Origin of the sequence: Enterobacter sp. ENT02, from assembly GCF_019219165.1 — a bacterium.
GTDB classification, from domain to species: domain Bacteria; phylum Pseudomonadota; class Gammaproteobacteria; order Enterobacterales; family Enterobacteriaceae; genus Enterobacter; species Enterobacter mori.
Genome location: NZ_JAHUWD010000004.1, coordinates 182,587 through 202,686 on the forward strand (window position 1 = coordinate 182,587; position 20,100 = coordinate 202,686).

At 54.8% G+C, this 20,100-nt stretch carries 14 protein-coding genes; 7 read left to right on the forward strand and 7 right to left on the reverse strand.

All coding sequences use genetic code 11. The annotated features are described in order from the left end of the window. Nucleotide 1: 1 nt before the first annotated feature. Both KW829_RS15445 and aroP read right to left on the reverse strand, forming a co-directional pair. A complete protein-coding gene (locus tag KW829_RS15445; RefSeq protein WP_218308562.1) occupies nucleotides 2-1,399 on the reverse strand; it encodes a glycoside-pentoside-hexuronide (GPH):cation symporter in 1,398 nt (465 codons plus the stop codon). A gap of 165 nt (nucleotides 1,400-1,564) precedes the next feature. After that, entirely contained in the window at nucleotides 1,565-2,935 is a 1,371-nt protein-coding gene (gene aroP / locus KW829_RS15450) for an aromatic amino acid transporter AroP (RefSeq protein ID WP_042718224.1), read from the reverse strand. Nucleotides 2,936-3,472: 537 nt separating this feature from the next. On the opposite strand from aroP, the gene pdhR reads away from it, so the two are divergent. From pdhR to traT, 5 genes are all read left to right on the forward strand, one after another. Next, on the forward strand, nucleotides 3,473-4,237 hold the full coding sequence (pdhR, locus tag KW829_RS15455; RefSeq protein WP_006173806.1) for a pyruvate dehydrogenase complex transcriptional repressor PdhR: 765 nt from the start codon (nucleotides 3,473-3,475) through the stop codon (nucleotides 4,235-4,237). Between the two features lie 123 nt (nucleotides 4,238-4,360). Beyond that, the gene (gene aceE, locus KW829_RS15460; RefSeq protein WP_089599170.1) at nucleotides 4,361-7,024 is read left to right on the forward strand and encodes a pyruvate dehydrogenase (acetyl-transferring), homodimeric type; all 2,664 of its coding nucleotides are present in this window, start codon (nucleotides 4,361-4,363) and stop codon (nucleotides 7,022-7,024) included. Between the two features lie 14 nt (nucleotides 7,025-7,038). Next, a complete protein-coding gene (gene aceF, locus KW829_RS15465) occupies nucleotides 7,039-8,940 on the forward strand; it encodes a pyruvate dehydrogenase complex dihydrolipoyllysine-residue acetyltransferase (RefSeq protein ID WP_089599169.1) in 1,902 nt (633 codons plus the stop codon). Nucleotides 8,941-9,115: 175 nt separating this feature from the next. Beyond that, the gene (gene lpdA, locus KW829_RS15470) at nucleotides 9,116-10,540 is read left to right on the forward strand and encodes a dihydrolipoyl dehydrogenase (protein WP_042718239.1); all 1,425 of its coding nucleotides are present in this window, start codon (nucleotides 9,116-9,118) and stop codon (nucleotides 10,538-10,540) included. 196 nt (nucleotides 10,541-10,736) lie between these two features. Continuing rightward, entirely contained in the window at nucleotides 10,737-11,468 is a 732-nt protein-coding gene (gene traT / locus KW829_RS15475; RefSeq protein ID WP_089599168.1) for a conjugal transfer complement resistance protein TraT, read from the forward strand. A 44-nt stretch (nucleotides 11,469-11,512) separates the two neighbouring features. Here the strand turns inward: traT and KW829_RS15480 are convergent, their stop codons facing one another. Together KW829_RS15480 and KW829_RS15485 are read right to left on the reverse strand one after the other, a co-directional pair. Further along, the gene (locus KW829_RS15480) at nucleotides 11,513-12,304 is read right to left on the reverse strand and encodes a DUF2950 family protein (RefSeq protein WP_218308563.1); all 792 of its coding nucleotides are present in this window, start codon (nucleotides 12,302-12,304) and stop codon (nucleotides 11,513-11,515) included. Nucleotides 12,305-12,314: 10 nt separating this feature from the next. Further along, nucleotides 12,315-13,868, reverse strand: coding sequence for a DUF3300 domain-containing protein (locus KW829_RS15485; RefSeq protein ID WP_218308564.1), 1,554 nt, complete (start codon nucleotides 13,866-13,868; stop codon nucleotides 12,315-12,317). Between the two features lie 891 nt (nucleotides 13,869-14,759). Here KW829_RS15485 and acnB point away from each other — a divergent pair. Both acnB and yacL read left to right on the forward strand, forming a co-directional pair. Further along, nucleotides 14,760-17,357 carry a bifunctional aconitate hydratase 2/2-methylisocitrate dehydratase gene (gene acnB, locus KW829_RS15490; protein ID WP_218308565.1) on the forward strand — a complete coding sequence of 866 codons (2,598 nt, stop codon included), beginning with the start codon at nucleotides 14,760-14,762 and terminating at the stop codon, nucleotides 17,355-17,357. A gap of 190 nt (nucleotides 17,358-17,547) precedes the next feature. Beyond that, complete coding sequence (yacL, locus tag KW829_RS15495; protein ID WP_218308566.1) at nucleotides 17,548-17,910, forward strand: protein YacL; 363 nt, start codon at nucleotides 17,548-17,550, stop codon at nucleotides 17,908-17,910. A 31-nt stretch (nucleotides 17,911-17,941) separates the two neighbouring features. On the opposite strand, the gene speD is transcribed toward yacL, so the two are convergent. The 3 genes from speD to KW829_RS15510 form a co-directional block, all read right to left on the reverse strand. Beyond that, the gene (speD, locus tag KW829_RS15500) at nucleotides 17,942-18,736 is read right to left on the reverse strand and encodes an adenosylmethionine decarboxylase (protein ID WP_042718234.1); all 795 of its coding nucleotides are present in this window, start codon (nucleotides 18,734-18,736) and stop codon (nucleotides 17,942-17,944) included. Continuing rightward, nucleotides 18,737-19,606, reverse strand: a complete 870-nt coding sequence (gene speE / locus KW829_RS15505; protein WP_010426914.1) for a polyamine aminopropyltransferase — start codon at nucleotides 19,604-19,606, stop codon at nucleotides 18,737-18,739. Between the two features lie 102 nt (nucleotides 19,607-19,708). Next, the gene (locus KW829_RS15510) at nucleotides 19,709-20,056 is read right to left on the reverse strand and encodes a YacC family pilotin-like protein (protein ID WP_010426912.1); all 348 of its coding nucleotides are present in this window, start codon (nucleotides 20,054-20,056) and stop codon (nucleotides 19,709-19,711) included. Nucleotides 20,057-20,100: the final 44 nt, after the last annotated feature.

Sequence of the window (20,100 nt, forward strand, 5' to 3'; positions counted from 1 at the left end):
CTTATTTTGTCTCTGCGGCTTTCAGTTCCTGATAGTCGCTCAGTTCACGGTAATTGGTGCGACGTTTTTCCAGGTCTTCCTGAATGCGTTTCATCGTTTCACGGTCTACCTTCAGCAGGCGTACTACGCCCGCGGTAATTAAGTATCCAATGCCGGGAATGACGGTAAAGAGCAGCACGATCCCGTTAATGGCGTCCGCGCTCTGCGCTTTTGCGCCCGCGTCATAACCGTACCAGGAGAGCAGGAAGCCCACCATCGCTCCGGCAATCGCCAGCCCCAGCTTCAGGAAAAAGATGTTGCCGGAGAAGCTGATCCCGGTAATGCGTTTCCCGGTCTTCCACTCGCCGTAGTCGTCCACGTCGGCCATCAGCGACCAGTGCAGCGGTGACGGGATCTGGTGCAGGATGTTTAGCAGGAAGTAGAGCGCCACGATGGTGACGGTGGCTTTCGGGTCGAAGAAGTAGAAAGCGCAGGAGAAAATCGCCAGCACGATGTTGGTCCAGAAGAAGACCTTCAGCTTACACCAGCGGTCGGTCAGCACTTTAGCCAGCACGCTGCCGAGCATCATGCCCACGACGCCCAGGCTAATAAACAGCGTGGCGAAGTGGGTGCTCTGGCCCATCACCCAGGTGACGTAATACATGGTGGCCGCCATGCGGATAAAGCCCGGGCAGACGTTGCACAGGGTCAGGAGCAGAATGCGTACCCACTGGTCGTTCTTCCACACGTCTTTCAGATCGTTTTTCAGCTCATCGTTGGTTTGCACCGCCGGGCGCACGCGCTCGCGCACGGTAGCGAAGCAGAACAGGAACATACAGGTTCCAACCAGCGCCAGCACGGTCATCGCCATCTGGTAACCTTTGGCTTTGTCATCTCCCCCGAACCAGTCGGCCATCGGCAGCAGCGTTAGCGACAGCAGCAGCGTGGCGATGCCGACCAGCACGAAGCGATATGACTGGCAGGCGACGCGCTCTTTCGGGTCGTTGGTGATCACGCCGCCCAGCGAGCAGTAAGGAATATTGATCGCCGTGTAGGTCAGCGACAGCAGGAAATAGGTGACAAACGCATAGATAACTTTGCTGTTATAGCTCCAGTCTGGCGTGGTGAACATCAGGATGCTGAACAGCGCGTAGGGGAAGGCGATCCACAGCAGCCATGGACGAAATCGGCCATATTTACTGCGGGTACGGTCGGCAATCGCCCCCATGATCGGGTCCGTTACGGCATCTATCACGCGGACGGACAGCAGCAGTACGCCGACCAGCGCAGGCGCCAGGCCAAAAATATCCGTATAAAAATAGTTAACAAACAGCATGATGGCGCCGAAGATGATGTTGCATCCCGCGTCGCCCATCCCATAGCCGATCTTTTCTTTTACTGACAGTTTGTTGTTATCCATCGACAGCTCTCCGGTTTACGGTATGGAGAGAATTATTCGCTGGCTCATGAATATATGCGTTGCAGGATAAAGGCGGTGATATGGATGAAACGGCTGAAGGGCTGAATTTGTGAGGAAGGTAACAACACGCTGTACCCGCAAAAAACGGGTACAGCGCAGAGAGGCTTAGTGTGCTTTCACGGCTTTCTGGTTCTTCTGTTTCACCAGGTAACCCACGCCGAGGATCGCAATCCAGACCGGGATCAGGTAAACGGAAATCGCCATCCCCGGGGTGATCAGCATGATCACCAGCACGGCCGCCATAAACACCAGGCACACCCAGTTACCCAGCGGGTAAAGCAGGGCAGGGAAGCGCGTGGTGACGCCTTGCTGCTGCTTGGCGCGGCGGAACTTGATGTGCGCCAGGCTGATCATCGCCCAGTTAATCACCAGAGCAGAGACCACCAGCGCCATCAGCAGGCCGAAGGCTGACTCCGGCGCCAGGTAGTTGATCAGCACGCACAGCGCCGTGACAACTGCTGACACAATAATGGTGTTCACCGGTACGCCGCGCTTATCAACGTTGAGCAGCGCTTTCGGGGCGTTGCCCTGCTGAGCCAGACCGAACAGCATGCGGCTGTTGCAGTAGACGCAGCTGTTATAAACAGACAGCGCCGCGGTCAGAACCACCACGTTGAGAGCGTTTGCCACAAAGGTATCGCCCAGCTCGTGGAAGATCAGCACAAACGGGCTGGTGTCAGCGGTCACGCGGGTCCACGGCAGCAGGGAAAGCAGCACGGCCAGCGAGCCCACATAGAAGATCAGGATGCGGTAGATAACCTGGTTGGTGGCTTTTGGAATGCTCTGCTCCGGGTTGTCGGCTTCCGCGGCGGTGATGCCCACCAGCTCAAGGCCGCCAAAGGAGAACATAATGATAGCCATCATCATTACCAGGCCGGTCATGCCGTGAGGCAGGAAGCCGCCCTGTTCCCAGAGGTTGCGCACTGTCGCCTGCGGGCCGCCGTTGCCGCTGAACAGCAGCCAGCCGCCGAAGATGATCATCGCCACTACGGCAATCACCTTAATAATCGCAAACCAAAACTCCATTTCACCGAACACTTTTACGTTGGTCAGGTTAATGGCGTTAATAATGACGAAGAAAGCCGCAGCGGAAGCCCACGTTGGGATCTCCGGATACCAGAACTGAATGTACTTCCCGACGGCGGTAAGCTCAGCCATGGCAACCAGGACGTACAGCACCCAGTAGTTCCAGCCAGAGGCGAAACCGGCAAAGCTGCCCCAGTATTTGTAGGCAAAGTGGCTGAACGAGCCTGCAACCGGCTCTTCAACGACCATCTCACCCAACTGACGCATAATCAGAAAGGCAATAAAGCCTGCGATTGCGTACCCCAAAATAATGCCCGGACCGGCTGACTGGATAACGGACGCGCTGCCGAGAAACAGGCCAGTACCGATAGCACCACCCAGTGCAATGAGCTGTATGTGGCGGTTCTTGAGCCCGCGCTTTAGCTGATCGCCGTGCTGTTGAGCTTCCATTTGAAACCTCGTGTGTGGTTGTTATGTTCACGCTGTGCGTGTGTAATTATGAAAATCCATATTCTGTATTTATTTCTTTACGGTTAACGAGACCGAAAAAAGCGGAGATGACTTCCGTAAGCGCAAGAATAGTGGTAAGCGCCTGTGAATGCACCTGCTTTATGAAGGGCTGATGACGACTTGAATAAAAAGAAAGCATTTGTAAATCGGCCCGCTTATTCGTCCTAACCCAACCTATAGAATAGAAATGCGCCAGAAGTGGGCGAATTTTCGTTATTTGCCTTGTTGAATCGCTTCAGATTGCAAAAACCCTCGTTTCATTAAGGTTAAAACTGCCTCTTTGGGAGTAATCAACTCATTTGTGCAAAGTTACATTTCTGAAACGTTATTTCTGTAAGGTTGTTAAAATGTGCAGGGTTTACTGATTTCAATCAAAACCAATATGGACAGAAGGTGAATACTTTGTTACTTTAGCGATACGAACTTGAAATTGGTAAGACCAATTGACTCCGGGCAAAAAGGCGTAAGACAGGGAATATGGCCTACAGCAAAATTCGCCAACCAAAACTATCTGATGTGATTGAGCAGCAGCTGGAGTTTTTAATCCTCGAAGGGACTCTGCGCCCGGGTGAGAAACTTCCGCCAGAACGCGAGCTGGCAAAACAGTTCGACGTTTCACGTCCCTCTCTGCGTGAGGCGATTCAACGTCTCGAAGCAAAGGGCTTGCTGCTTCGTCGCCAGGGCGGCGGAACCTTTGTGCAAAACAGCCTGTGGCAGAGCTTCAGCGATCCGCTGGTAGAACTTCTCTCTGACCACCCAGAATCCCAGTTTGATCTGCTTGAGACCCGTCACGCGCTTGAAGGTATTGCGGCCTATTACGCCGCCCTTCGCAGCACTGATGAAGATCGCGTGCGTATCCGCGAACTGCATCAGGCCATTGAACGGGCACAGCAGTCCGGCGATTTAGACGCCGAGTCCAGCGCCGTTGTCCAGTATCAAATCGCCGTCACCGAAGCGGCCCACAACGTGGTGCTCCTCCATCTGCTACGCTGCATGGAGCCGATGCTGGCCCAGAACGTTCGTCAGAATTTTGAATTGTTGTATGCCCGTCGGGAGATGCTCCCACTGGTAAGCAACCATCGCACCCGAGTATTCGAGGCGATAATGGCCGGGGAACCGGAGCAGGCGCGTGAAGCGTCGCACCGCCATCTGGCTTTCATTGAGGAAATCTTGTTGGACCGCAGCCGTGAACAATCGCGTCGCGAACGTTCATTACGCCGCATACAGCAACGAAAGGATTAAGCGCCAGGTACTTTTAGAGCGCGGCAACTAAACGCAGAACCTGTCTTATTGTGTTCTTGCCCAAGAGCACAATGGGACAGGTTCCAGACAAATCAACGTATTAGATAGATAAGGAATACCCCCATGTCAGAACGTCTCCAAAATGACGTGGATCCGATCGAAACTCGCGACTGGCTACAGGCGATCGAATCGGTCATCCGTGAAGAAGGTGTTGAGCGCGCTCAGTATCTGATTGATCAGCTGCTTTCTGAAGCCCGCAAAGGCGGTGTGAAGGTTGCTTCAGGTGCAGGGGCTAGCAACTACGTAAACACGATTGCCGTCGAAGACGAACCGGAATACCCGGGCAATCTGGATCTGGAACGTCGTATCCGTTCTGCAATCCGCTGGAACGCCATCATGACCGTTCTGCGCGCATCCAAGAAAGACCTGGAACTGGGGGGCCACATGGCGTCCTTCCAGTCTTCCGCGACCGTTTACGAAGTGTGCTTCAACCACTTCTTCCGTGCAGCGAACGAGAAAGACGGCGGCGATCTGGTGTACTTCCAGGGCCACATCTCTCCGGGCATCTATGCACGTGCATTCCTGGAAGGTCGTCTGACTGAAGAGCAGATGAACAATTTCCGTCAGGAAGTTCACGGTAAAGGTCTGTCTTCTTACCCGCACCCTAAACTGATGCCTGAATTCTGGCAGTTCCCGACCGTATCTATGGGTCTGGGCCCAATCGGTGCGATCTACCAGGCTAAATTCCTGAAGTATCTGGAACACCGTGGTCTGAAAGACACCTCTGAGCAAACCGTTTACGCCTTCCTGGGCGACGGCGAAATGGATGAGCCAGAATCTAAAGGTGCGATCACCATCGCGACCCGTGAGAAGCTGGACAACCTGTGCTTCATCATCAACTGTAACCTGCAGCGTCTGGATGGTCCGGTAACCGGTAACGGCAAGATCATCAACGAACTGGAAGGTATCTTCGCAGGTGCTGGCTGGAACGTGATCAAAGTCATGTGGGGCGGTCGTTGGGATGAGCTGCTGCGTAAAGACACCAGCGGTAAACTGATCCAGCTGATGAACGAAACCGTTGACGGTGACTACCAGACCTTCAAATCCAAAGACGGTGCCTACGTTCGTGAGCACTTCTTCGGCAAATACCCTGAAACCGCAGCACTGGTTGCAGACTGGACTGATGAGCAGATCTGGGCCCTGAACCGCGGTGGTCACGATCCGAAGAAAGTCTACGCTGCACTGAAAAAAGCGCAGGAAACCAAAGGTAAAGCGACTGTAATCCTGGCCCACACCATCAAAGGTTACGGCATGGGTGATACCGCAGAAGGTAAAAACATCGCTCACCAGGTTAAGAAAATGAACATGGACGGCGTGCGTTATATCCGCGACCGTTTCAACGTTCCAGTGACCGATGAGCAGGTAGAAAACCTGTCTTACATCACCTTCCCGGAAGGGTCTGAAGAGCACAAGTACCTGCACGAACGTCGTCAGGCGCTGAAAGGCTACCTGCCAGCTCGTCAGCCTAACTTCACCGAGAAGCTGGAACTGCCAGCGCTGGAAGACTTCTCTCAGCTGCTGGAAGAGCAGAACAAAGAGATCTCTACCACTATCGCTTTCGTTCGTGCCCTGAACGTGATGCTGAAGAACAAGTCGATCAAAGATCGTCTGGTTCCAATCATCGCCGACGAAGCGCGTACTTTCGGTATGGAAGGTCTGTTCCGTCAGATCGGTATCTACAGCCCGAACGGCCAGCAGTACACCCCGCAGGACCGTGAGCAGGTTGCATACTACAAAGAAGACGAGAAAGGTCAGATCCTGCAGGAAGGTATCAACGAGCTGGGCGCAGGCGCATCCTGGCTGGCTGCTGCGACCTCTTACAGCACCAACAACCTGCCGATGATCCCGTTCTACATTTACTACTCCATGTTCGGGTTCCAGCGTATCGGTGACCTGTGCTGGCAGGCAGGCGACCAGCAGGCTCGCGGCTTCCTGGTAGGCGGTACGTCCGGTCGTACGACTCTGAACGGTGAAGGTCTGCAGCACGAAGATGGCCACAGCCATATTCAGTCCCTGACTATCCCTAACTGTATCTCTTACGACCCGTCTTACGCGTACGAAGTGGCAGTCATCATGCATGACGGTCTGACCCGCATGTACGGTGAAGCGCAAGAGAACATTTACTACTACATCACCACCCTGAACGAAAACTACCACATGCCGGCAATGCCAGCAGGTGCCGAGGAAGGTATCCGTAAAGGTATCTACAAACTCGAAACCCTCGAAGGTAGCAAAGGTAAAGTTCAGCTGCTGGGCTCCGGTTCTATCCTGCGTCACGTACGTGAAGCAGCACAGATCCTGGCGAAAGACTACGGTGTGGGTTCCGACGTGTACTCTGTGACCTCCTTCACTGAGCTGGCGCGTGATGGCCAGGATTGTGAGCGCTGGAACATGCTGCACCCAATGGAAACCCCACGCGTTCCGTACATCGCTCAGGTGATGAACGATGCACCAGCGGTGGCGTCTACTGACTATATGAAACTGTTCGCAGAGCAGGTTCGTACTTACGTTCCAGCTGATGATTATCGCGTTCTGGGTACTGACGGCTTCGGTCGTTCTGACAGCCGCGAAAACCTGCGTCACCACTTCGAAGTTGATGCTTCTTACGTGGTTGTAGCAGCACTGGGCGAACTGGCTAAACGTGGCGAAATCGATAAGAAAGTGGTTGCTGACGCAATCACCAAATTCAACATCGATGCAGAAAAAGTTAACCCGCGTCTGGCGTAAGAGGTAAAAGAATAATGGCTATCGAAATCAATGTACCGGACATCGGGGCTGATGAAGTTGAAATCACCGAGATCCTGGTCAAAGTAGGCGACAAAGTTGAAGCTGAACAGTCGCTGATCACCGTAGAAGGCGACAAAGCCTCTATGGAAGTCCCGTCTCCTCAGGCTGGCATCGTTAAAGAGATCAAAGTCTCTGTTGGCGATAAAACCGAGACCGGCAAACTGATCATGATTTTCGATTCCGCCGACGGTGCAGCAGCTGCTGCACCTGCGCAGGAAGAGAAGAAAGAAGCCGCTCCGGCCGCCGCTGCTCCAGCCGCTGCCGCGAGCGCGAAAGAAGTGAACGTGCCTGACATCGGCGGTGACGAAGTTGAAGTCACTGAAATCCTGGTGAAGGTGGGCGACACCGTTGCAGCTGAGCAGTCACTGATCACCGTAGAAGGCGACAAAGCCTCTATGGAAGTGCCAGCTCCGTTCGCCGGTACTGTTAAAGAGATCAAGATCAACACCGGCGACAAAGTGTCTACCGGCTCCCTGATCATGGTCTTCGAAGTGGCGGGTGCTGCACCTGCTGCCGCGCCAGCACAGGCCGCTGCTCCGGCTCCGGCCGCTGCACCAGCAGCTGCTGGCGGCGCGAAAGACGTTAATGTACCGGACATCGGCGGTGACGAAGTTGAAGTAACCGAAGTGATGGTGAAAGTGGGCGACAAAGTTGCCGCTGAACAGTCACTGATCACCGTTGAAGGCGACAAGGCTTCTATGGAAGTCCCAGCGCCGTTCGCGGGTACCGTTAAAGAGATCAAAATCAGCACCGGCGACAAAGTGTCTACCGGCTCTCTGATCATGGTCTTCGAAGTGGAAGGCGCTGCGCCTGCCGCAGCTCCGGCTGCCGCGGCTGCTCCGGCACCTTCTGCTGCACCGGCTCAGGCGTCTAAACCTGCTGCGGCTCCTGCTGCAAAAGCGGAAGGCAAATCTGAGTTCGCTGAAAACGACGCTTACGTCCACGCTACCCCGCTGATTCGTCGCCTGGCGCGCGAATTCGGTGTGAACCTGGCGAAAGTGAAAGGGACCGGCCGTAAGGGTCGTATCCTGCGCGAAGACGTTCAGACCTACGTGAAAGACGCGGTGAAACGCGCCGAAGCTGCACCTGCTGCAGCCGCCGGTGGCGGTATTCCGGGCATGCTGCCATGGCCAAAAGTGGACTTCAGCAAGTTCGGCGAAATCGAAGAAGTTGAGCTGGGCCGCATCCAGAAAATCTCTGGTGCTAACCTGAGCCGTAACTGGGTGATGATCCCGCACGTTACGCACTTCGATAAGACCGATATCACCGATCTGGAAGCGTTCCGTAAACAGCAGAACGCCGAAGCTGAGAAGCGCAAGCTGGACGTGAAATTCACCCCAGTGGTCTTCATCATGAAAGCCGTTGCCGCTGCCCTTGAGCAGATGCCACGCTTCAACAGCTCCCTGTCCGAAGACGGTCAGAAGCTGACGCTGAAGAAATACATCAACATCGGTGTTGCGGTTGATACGCCAAATGGTCTGGTTGTTCCGGTCTTCAAAGACGTGAACAAGAAGAGCATTACCGAGCTGTCCCGTGAACTGACCGTGATCTCCAAGAAAGCGCGTGATGGTAAGCTGACTGCCGGCGAAATGCAGGGCGGCTGCTTCACTATCTCCAGCATCGGCGGCCTGGGTACCACCCACTTCGCGCCGATTGTGAATGCGCCGGAAGTGGCTATCCTCGGTGTGTCCAAGTCCGCGATGGAGCCAGTGTGGAATGGCAAAGAGTTCGTGCCGCGTCTGATGATGCCAATCTCTCTGTCCTTCGACCACCGCGTGATCGACGGTGCTGATGGTGCGCGCTTCATCACCATCATCAACAACACCCTGAGCGACATTCGCCGCCTGGTGATGTAATCGAAAAGCCGGCCAGTCGGCCGGCTTTTTTCTGATAATCTCATGGTGTTTGTGAGGTTATTGGCGAAAGCGACAATTCGTGAGCCGTTTGTTGTTTCAAAATTGTTAACAATTTTGTAAACTGCGGGCGGATAGAACGACCCGGTGGACGACGGGTATAAATTAAGAGGTCATGATGAGCACAGAAATCAAAACTCAGGTCGTAGTACTTGGGGCAGGCCCGGCAGGTTACTCCGCAGCATTCCGCGCCGCGGATTTAGGTCTGGAAACCGTCATCGTAGAACGTTACAGCACCCTCGGCGGTGTTTGTCTGAACGTCGGCTGTATCCCTTCTAAAGCGCTGCTGCACGTAGCGAAAGTTATCGAAGAAGCCAAAGCGCTGGCTGAACACGGTATCGTCTTCGGCGAGCCGAAAACCGATATCGACAAAATTCGTACCTGGAAAGAGAAAGTTATCACTCAGCTGACCGGCGGTCTGGCGGGTATGGCCAAAGGCCGTAAAGTGAAAGTGGTAAACGGTCTGGGTAAATTCACCGGTGCGAACACCCTGGAAGTGGAAGGCGAAAACGGCAAAACCGTGATCAACTTCGACAACGCGATCATCGCGGCAGGCTCTCGCCCAATCGAACTGCCATTTATTCCGCATGAAGATCCACGCGTGTGGGATTCCACCGATGCCCTGGAGCTGAAAACCGTTCCTAAGCGTCTGCTGGTTATGGGCGGCGGTATCATCGGTCTGGAAATGGGTACTGTGTACCATGCGCTGGGTTCAGAGATCGACGTGGTTGAAATGTTCGACCAGGTTATCCCGGCAGCCGACAAAGACATCGTTAAAGTCTTCACCAAACGTATCAGCAAGAAATTCAACCTGATGCTGGAAACCAAAGTGACTGCCGTTGAAGCGAAAGAAGACGGTATTTACGTTTCCATGGAAGGCAAAAAAGCCCCTGCAGAAGCGCAGCGTTACGACGCCGTGCTGGTGGCGATCGGCCGCGTGCCGAACGGTAAAAACCTCAATGCTGGCGCAGCTGGCGTGGAAGTGGACGACCGTGGCTTTATCCGCGTTGATAAGCAGCTGCGCACCAACGTGCCGCACATCTTTGCTATCGGCGACATCGTCGGTCAGCCAATGCTGGCGCACAAAGGTGTTCACGAAGGTCACGTTGCCGCTGAAGTTATCGCTGGCATGAAACACTACTTCGATCCAAAAGTGATCCCATCTATCGCGTACACCGAGCCAGAAGTTGCCTGGGTGGGTCTGACCGAGAAAGAAGCGAAAGAGAAAGGCATCAGCTACGAAACCGCCACCTTCCCGTGGGCTGCTTCTGGCCGTGCTATCGCTTCCGACTGTGCGGATGGCGTGACCAAACTGATCTTCGACAAAGAGACTCACCGCGTGATCGGTGGTGCAATTGTCGGTACCAACGGCGGCGAGCTGCTGGGTGAAATCGGTCTGGCTATCGAAATGGGTTGCGACGCGGAAGACATCGCGCTGACCATCCACGCTCACCCGACTCTGCACGAGTCTGTGGGCCTGGCGGCAGAAGTGTTCGAAGGTAGCATCACCGACCTGCCAAACGCGAAAGCGAAGAAGAAATAAGTTTCTCTGCGCTTGATAAACGCCTCTCCGGAGGCGTTTTTTTTTGCCTGGTACTACCGGATTTAGTAGTCATCCTGTTGATATTTCCGCTAAAAATTCCCCTTCATCTGCCGATACTTTTTTCACCATTGTGTGGCTACTGGCCACGCGGTTTAGGGGTTCTGGACTCTTTTATTACACGAAAAAAGGAAAATACATGTCTTTGAAGAAAGTTGCGGTAATTGGCTTAGTGGCGGCAGCGCTGACGCTGACAGGGTGCGGTGCGGTAACGACGGCGGTGAAGAAACGCAACCTGGAAGTTAAAACCCAGATGAGTGAAACCGTCTGGCTTGAGCCATCCAACGAGAAAACGGTCTACATTCAGGTTAAAAACACCTCCGATAAAGACATGAGCAACCTGCAGACCCTGCTGGCGAACGACCTGATTGCCAAGGGCTATAAAGTGACCAGTTCCCCTGACGGCGCATATTACTGGGTGCAGGCAAACGTCCTGAAAGCCGACAAAATGGACCTGCGTGAAGCTCAGGGCTACCTGAAAACCGGGTATGAAGGTGCGGCTGTGGGCGCTGCACTGGGTGCCGGGATCACCGCTTATAACAGCAACTCTTCCGGCGCAGCGCTGGGCGTGGGTCTGGCGGCGGGTCTGATCGGCATGGCGGCAGACGCCATGGTGGAAGATGTAAACTACACCATGGTGACTGACCTGCAGATCTCTGAGCGCAGCAAAGCAAAAGTCACAACCGATAATATCGCTGCTCTGCGTCAGGGTACCTCTGGCGTGAAACTGCAGACCAGCACCGAGCAGGGCGATCGTGCGAAGTATCAGACCCGCGTGGTGTCTAACGCCAACAAGGTGAACCTGAAGTTCGAAGAGGCGAAGCCGGTTCTGGAAGCGCAGCTGGCGAAATCGGTCGCGAATATTCTGTAGGAAAACAGCCGGGTGGCGACGTCGCCTTGCCCGGCCTGCCTGCATTACGGGGCGACGGGTTGCCAGGTCTTATCCAGAGGGTATGCGGTCAGGGCATTTGCTTTCTTCGCGGAATCACTGCCGAGATCGCTCTGGTACACCTTGTCGTCCTGATTGATGGTGAAGCTCATCACCCCCGTCTGACCGTAAGTGACTGGCCAGGCGATCATTGCGAAACCGTTATTATCCGGCAAAATGCGAAAACGATAGCCGTGATAGCCTGCTCCTGGCTCTTTCGGACTGAACGCCGGACCCAACGGGCTTGGCGCTTCGCCTGGCGAGACGGGCCAGTACAGACCGTCCTTTTTCCCCTCAGAACTGACAATTTTCTGCGCATACTTCTGGTTCAACGCAAAATAGCTCTGCTGAGCATCGACATAGGCATGCAGCGCCTCGATGGCACCGAGTTCGTTACGCCCAATCTCGCGCGTGAGGATCACTTCGGCGCCTGCTTTAATGTCAAATTGCCAGCCGGTAGCGGTTTTCATCACCGGGATCGGCAACTGCCAGTCGCTCTCTCCAACAACCAGATGCGCCACATCGCCCTCGATGGCGGTATCATGGCGAACTTTCCAGTCTCTCAGGAAACGATCAACGGCATCCGGGTCGACCCCTTCAGGCGGCAGGAAGTCGCGCCAGTTCTCCCCAAGCAGGTCGCTCATTGCACGTTCATCATGCTTACTGATGGCGCTCACCAGCGCGTCGGTTGCCTGGCCTGGCGTGCTGAACGATTGCTGTGCCATCGCGGTGGCCGAAAGCATGAATAACGCCATTCCACAGAGTAGTTTACTTTTCATGTCGGCTCCCTTAACGGTGACGGAATTCACGGTGTTCTGCGCGTCCGGCTGAGGCCTGACGGGGCTGCTGATGGCGGGCAGCGACTTGCCTGCTCTGCTCGCCCCGACGCTGCTGGGCTTGCCAGTTGCCGGACCGGCTGTCATTGCCGCTCAGCGCATTAGCACGATGCTGGCTGGTTCGCTGCTGAACATTTCTCTGCTGGGCTGTGCGCTGCTGTGAGGGTTGCGAAACCCGTTTTTCCTGTCGTTGTGTGTGTGTGGCCGCACGGTTGTTCTCAGTTCGCTTCGCGATTTGCGGTTTGCTGTCGTAGCCGCGGTAGTTATTGCGCTGTGAAATCTGCTTCAGCTGTTGGCTGGAAGCCTGACGCTGTGCATCTCGGGTTGTCGGGCGCGTTGCCTGAGGGAAGGTTTTTCCTGTCGATTTTTCCATTTGGCTCAATGCGGCCTGACGCTGGCTGTCCCGATTGACCGGTTTTTGCTGCGTCGAACTGAGCCCTGTCGCCGCTTTCGTGGAGTGGAAACGGGTATTGAGCTGGTTGGTCGGGTACGGCACGCCTTCACGATAGGCCGGGTTGTGCTGCCAGGTGCGGTTGGCGTCCGTCAGCCGCTGTCCGCTGATTTTATTAAAGTTCTCAACGTTAATATTGATGTTGTTATCGCCGTTGCGGTTATAGCCGCCATGATTATCCCAGTCATCATCGTGATGGTGGTGGTCCCAGTCATCGTCGTCATCCCAGTCGATATTGCTGAAGATGGCATAGGTTGTCGCCACCCCCAGACTGAAGCCGAGACCCTTGACTAGACTGTCGGTAAATTGCTCCCCGGGTGAGGGCGGTAAATAGGTGGGCGGGTAGGCCGCGTTTGGCCAGGTACCGTAAACCGTATTGGGGTTATAGGTCGGAACGTAAACCACCTGCGGATCGGCGGATTCAATTTTGATCACCGTCGGGCTTGTGGTGGTGTTTGTTGACTCGCTGGTGGTGGTTTTTGCAGGGGCAGGTTTCGTCACGGTCGTGACCGTTTGCTGTGGCGTTGATTGCAATGCACCGGTTTGTTGCGCCAGCATGCGCAGGCGTTGAACGGAATCCATTACGTCTTTCGGTTGGGCGAGAAAGGCATCGCCCAGATTTTGGACCCAGGGCGGATTTTCACCCATCAGCGACATCAACTGAGGAAACGCCACCAGCGACTTTACGCTCGGATCCCACGGCTGACCAGCAACGGCCTGAATGGCGGCATCGCCCTGCATTTTGGGATTATCTTTTGACCACTGTGCCGCCTGGATAACGTTTGACGGGTAGGTCGAGGCCATTAAAATTTGCGACAGCAGGGCATCCGGGTAGAGCGCAACTGGGGCAACCCACTGATCGATTTGCGCGGCCGTGTACGTGGGTGCGACGACAGGGGCGGGCTGGGCTGCGGCAGGTGCTGCCGGTTGTTGCGTGACAGGAGCAGGGACGACCGACTCCGTTGCCCGACTTTTGACAAACATAACGCCTGAGGCGGCAAACAGCCCGGCACTGCAGAGAAGGACAAGCAGGTGTGGCTTAAAGGGCAACTTCATAAAATGAATCCAACGAGACAAGCGCTGTGCCGTGAGGCGTTCTTGTTGCCGCGAGTATTATTCACCCGTGTATGACAGTTTTGACTTTTCTTGGGAAACCACCGAAGCGTCCGGATAAAGAGTGTGTGCATTTATTACACAATTATATGCGATGCGGGAAAAGGCGCCGGGAATTCAGAAGGCCGCTCTTGCGAGCGGCCAGCAGCTAATTGCCGAGGTTGACGACAAACAGCACCGTGATGTTGGATATGTTCCAGCCACCGTGCAGCGCGGTTAGCAGTAAACCGGTCACAACGATCAGTGCAGTGATTCGCATCTCCATTGCGTGCGTTCCTGTACAGGCTACGCGGGTTCATACTCCACCGGGAAAGGCAGAACCAGGCAAGTTGGGATTGCCGCGTAGGTTACGGAACTGCTTCCGGGCCCGGTGACTGGTTGCTACACCAGCGAAGCAGGCCGAGAAGAAGAGTAATCGACTCAGTCGTCATTCTGAAGGCGAAAAATGAAGTGAAACGAATTTTCATTCGAAACAGGAAGGCGCTACGCAAAATTGACATAATGGCTTGCAAGCCCACGAGGCGTGATGCAAAATTCATTTCGTTGGGGTTGCCGCAAATCTGCCAACACGGTGTGCTACCACCGCAAGGCAACAAATAAACCGCTACCTGGCGGTTTTTTTGTACCCAAAATTCGCCTCGTCTCCCCGCTACACCATGCTTAACGATTCAGCAAATTTTTTAATGTTGCTTTTTTGTAAACGGATTAACACTGTGCAGAAATCCTGCTATGCTGCCCGACGCGGTATCGGGCATTTACCCTACAAACTGCTGTCTCACAGGAGCGTGAAGAGAACGCCCGCCGCATATGACAATGAGAGCGAGGAGAACCGTCGTGCTAGAAGAATACCGTAAGCACGTAGCAGAACGTGCCGCCGAGGGAATTGTACCCAAACCTTTAGATGCAACCCAAATGGCCGCGCTCGTCGAGCTGCTGAAGAACCCGCCTAAGGGCGAAGAAGAATTCCTGTTAGATCTGTTGATCAACCGCGTACCGCCTGGCGTAGATGAAGCTGCCTACGTAAAAGCCGGATTCCTTGCTGCTATCGCCAAAGGCGAAGCCACCTCCCCACTGGTTACTCCTGAAAAAGCCATTGAACTGCTCGGCACCATGCAGGGTGGTTACAACATTCATCCGCTGATTGACGCGCTGGATAACGACAAGCTGGCACCGATTGCCGCTAAAGCGCTCTCTTCCACGCTGCTGATGTTCGATAACTTCTACGATGTAGAAGAAAAAGCCAAAGCGGGCAACGTCTATGCGAAGCAGGTGATGCAGTCCTGGGCGGATGCCGAATGGTTCCTGAACCGTCCAGCACTGGCTGATAAAATCACCGTTACCGTCTTTAAAGTGACCGGTGAAACCAACACCGATGACCTCTCTCCGGCACCGGACGCGTGGTCTCGCCCGGATATCCCTCTGCACGCCCTGGCGATGCTGAAAAACGCCCGTGAAGGCATTGAGCCGGATCAGCCGGGCAGCGTCGGCCCGATCAAACAGATCGAAGCCCTGCAGGAGAAAGGTTTCCCGCTGGCTTACGTGGGTGACGTTGTGGGTACCGGCTCTTCCCGTAAATCCGCAACCAACTCCGTGCTGTGGTTTATGGGCGACGATATCCCTCACGTGCCTAACAAGCGCGGCGGTGGCCTGTGCCTCGGTGGCAAAATTGCGCCGATCTTCTTCAACACCATGGAAGATGCGGGCGCGCTGCCGATTGAAGTGGATGTGTCCAACCTGAACATGGGCGACGTGATTGACGTTTACCCGTTCAAGGGCGAAGTGCGTAACCACGAAACCAACGAACTGCTGGCAAGCTTCGAGCTGAAAACCGACGTGCTGATCGACGAAGTGCGTGCAGGTGGCCGTATCCCGCTGATTATCGGTCGTGGCCTGACCACCAAAGCGCGTGAAGCGCTGGGTCTGCCGCACAGTGACGTGTTCCGTCAGGCGAAAGATGTGGCGGAGAGCAGCCGTGGTTACTCTCTGGCGCAGAAAATGGTGGGCCGTGCGTGCGGCGTAGCGGGTGTTCGTCCGGGCGCGTACTGCGAGCCTAAGATGACCTCCGTGGGCTCTCAGGACACCACCGGTCCAATGACCCGTGACGAACTGAAAGACCTGGCGTGCCTGGGCTTCTCGTCCGACCTGGTGATGCAGTCCTTCTGCCACACCGCGGCGTATCCGAAGCCGGTCGACGTAACCACGCACCATACGCTGCCAGACTTCATCATGAACCGCGGCGGCGTCTCTCTGCGTCCGGGCGACGGCGTCATCCACTCCTGGCTGAACCGCATGCTGCTGCCGGATACCGTGGGTACTGGCGGTGACTCTCACACCCGTTTCCCAATCGGTATCTCCTTCCCGGCGGGCTCTGGTCTGGTGGCGTTTGCTGCGGCGACCGGCGTGATGCCGCTGGATATGCCGGAATCGGTGCTGGTGCGCTTCAAAGGTAAAATGCAGCCGGGTATCACCCTGCGCGACCTGGTTCACGCGATCCCGCTGTATGCGATTAAACAGGGCCTGCTGACCGTTGAGAAGAAAGGGAAGAAAAACATCTTCTCTGGCCGCATTCTGGAAATTGAAGGTCTGCCGGATCTGAAAGTGGAACAGGCGTTCGAGCTGACCGATGCCTCCGCCGAGCGTTCTGCTGCAGGTTGTACCATCAAGCTGAACCAGGCGCCAATCGAAGAGTACCTGACTTCCAACATCGTGCTGCTGAAGTGGATGATTGCCGAAGGCTACGGCGACCGTCGTACCCTGGAGCGTCGTATTCAGGGCATGGAAAAATGGCTGGCGGATCCGCAGCTGCTGGAAGCCGATGCTGACGCAGAGTACGCGGCGGTGATCGACATCGATCTGGCGGATATTAAAGAGCCGATCCTCTGTGCACCGAACGATCCGGACGATGCGCGTCCGCTCTCTGAAGTTCAGGGCGAGAAAATCGACGAAGTGTTCATCGGTTCCTGCATGACCAACATCGGTCACTTCCGCGCTGCCGGTAAGCTGCTGGATACTCATAAAGGCCAGCTGCCGACCCGTCTGTGGGTGGCACCACCAACCCGTATGGACGCGGCGCAGCTGACCGAAGAGGGCTACTACAGCGTGTTTGGTAAGAGCGGTGCGCGAATTGAAATCCCTGGCTGTTCCCTCTGTATGGGTAACCAGGCGCGCGTGGCTGACGGTGCGACGGTGGTTTCCACCTCTACCCGTAACTTCCCGAACCGTTTAGGTACCGGTGCGAACGTCTTCCTGGCCTCTGCGGAGCTGGCGGCGGTTGCGGCGCTGATTGGCAAACTGCCAACGCCGGAAGAGTACCAGACCTTTGTGGCTCAGGTGGATAAGACAGCGGTGGATACCTATCGCTATCTGAACTTCGACCAGCTCTCTCAGTACACCGAGAAGGCTGACGGGGTTATCTTCCAGACGGCAGTATAAACAGCAAAACCGTCTCCACGAGACAGTTTTTAGTGTTTGCACCCTCTCCCGTGGGAGAGGGACGGGGTGAGGGCATCAGGCCGCAGGGTCTTGCTCTCACCTTTTTATTTTCATTCCTCCCACCTCTCACGCTTTTTTTCTTCCTCGCTGCTGCGATAATTACCCTAATGGCTTTGCAGAGGAAAACACTATGGATTACGAATTTCTGCGCGACATCACCGGAGTGGTGAAAGTGCGTATGTCGATGGGCCACGAAGCCGTTGGACACTGGTTTAACGAAGAGGTGAAGGAGAATCTCGCACTTCTTGATGAAGTGGAAGAGGCGGCGAAGACGGTAAAAGGCAGTGAGCGCTCCTGGCAGCGCGCCGGGCATGAATACACCCTGTGGATGGATGGCGAAGAGGTGATGGTGCGCGCCAACCAGCTCGAGTTTTCAGGTGACGAGATGGAAGAGGGGATGAGCTACTACGACGAAGAGAGCCTGTCGATGTGCGGCGTAGAGGATTTCCTTCAGGTGGTAAATGCGTACCGCGACTTTATGAAACATAAATAACAGACCGGAGCATCCCTGCTCCGGCTTGCTCTTACACGGCCGGAATATTGCGGCCGTAGTAGATCTCGCGCATCTCTTTCCAGAGCAGGTCAGTAATCGCCTTACGCTCTTCTTCGCTCAAATCTTCCGGTTTGGTATGGAACATGTAGTGCTTAAGGTCAAACTCCTTAAGTAACATCTTGGTATGGAAGATGTTCTCCTGATACACGTTCACGTCCATCATGTCGTACAGCGATTTCATGTCTTCAGACATAAAGTTCTGAATAGAGTTGATCTCATGGTCGATAAAGTGCTTCATACCGTTGATATCACGGGTAAAACCACGCACGCGATAATCAATCGTGACGATGTCTGATTCCAGCTGGTGGATTAAATAGTTCAGTGCGTTTAGCGGCGAGATCACGCCGCAGGTCGACACTTCTATGTCCGCGCGGAAGGTGCATAGCCCGCCTTCAGGGTGGCTTTCCGGGTAGGTATGTACGCAGATGTGGCTCTTATCGAGATGCGCGACGACCACTTCCGGCAGCGGGCCCGGATGCTCGGTTTTGTCGATAAGCTTCGGGTCTACCGGCTCTTCGCTCACCAGAATGGTGACGCTCGCGCCCTGGGGTTCATAGTCCTGACGCGCGATGTTCAGGATGTTGGCGCCAATGATTGAGCAGGTTTCTGACAGGATCTCCGTCAGGCGGTTAGCGTTGTAGAGTTCATCGATATAGGCGATGTATCCATCGCGTTCTTCTGCAGTTTTGACGTAGCAGATATCGTAAATACAAAAACTCAGGCTTTTGGTCAGGTTGTTAAAGCCATGCAGTTTCAGCTTTTTCAATTAGCTCACCCCCTTTGAGGACAGTGCGTCTTGCAGATATTGTGGCAAGGCAAACGCCGCGGTATGGACGGCCGGGTTGTAATAGCGACATTTAAGACCCGCCTGGTGGAAGCGCGCCTGAATGATTTCGGTAGAGAGATGACGCAGCACCTCGTTGTCGGTCGCCCACGCAAAGGTCATGATACCGCCGTAATAGGTCGGGATCGCGGCCTGGTAGAAGCTGACGTCGCTAAAGTAGGTGCTCAGCTTGCGGTGGCTGTCGAGGGCTTCATCCTGCTGCAGGAAGCAGACGCCGTTTTGCGCGACGAAGATCCCGCCGGGATTCAGGCAGCGCTTGCAGCCTTCGTAGAACGAGGAGGTAAACAGCGACGCGCCCGGACCGATCGGATCGGTGCAATCAGAGATAATCACATCAAACGTTTGCGTGGTCTGGTTAACAAAATTGACTCCGTCGTCGATAACCAGATTAAAGCGCGGATCGTCGTAGCTGCCGGCATTATGGTTGGGCAGGTACTGACGGCAGAACGAAACCACACCCGCATCGATTTCCACCATCGTGATGGTTTCGACGGACTGATGGCGGGACACTTCACGCAGCATCGCGCCGTCGCCGCCGCCAATAATCAGAACGTGCTTTGCGTGGCCGTGGGCCAGCAGCGGAACGTGGGTCATCATCTCATGATAAATAAACTCATCGCGCTCGGTGGTTTGCACCACGCCGTCCAGCGCCATGACGCGGCCAAAGGCGGCGTTCTCGAAGATGATCAGATCCTGATGATCGGTCTTCTCGTGATAAAGCACGTTATCAACGGCAAAGTACTGACCAAACTGATCGTGCAGCGTTTCTTGCCATACCGTTTTCTCGGTCATGGGCTGTCCTCTCCATCGTTTACATCCTGACATTCAGCAGAAGGGGCGCAACACATCACCGCTGTGAAGCGGTTAGCGAGTCAACAAGGGGCGTCGGGAAGGTTACTTCACGTAGGCGAGCAGGCTGAGTGAATCACGAGCCAGCGCTTTGCATTTTTTAGCAGTGGGAATACCGATACCGCTCAAATCGCGGTAGCTGTCTTCACCGAGCGCCTTCATGTCGAAGCTGTCGTAGTTGCTGAGATCCCATTGGTTCTGCTGGGCAAAAAAGACCAGTGCGCGACGAATCTGCCCGTTGGGTAAATTCTGGTAACCACAATCGTTTTTCAGAAACACAAACACCGCCGTGAGATCGGCCATATCTTCTGCTTCGTTTTCACTCAGCGCGTAACTGTTCGCACACATCGCCATCAGGCCACTGAACAAAATTGTTCTGAAAAACGTCTTCATTGCTTCTACCACTGCATCACGGAAAATTAACGTTAGCATACTTG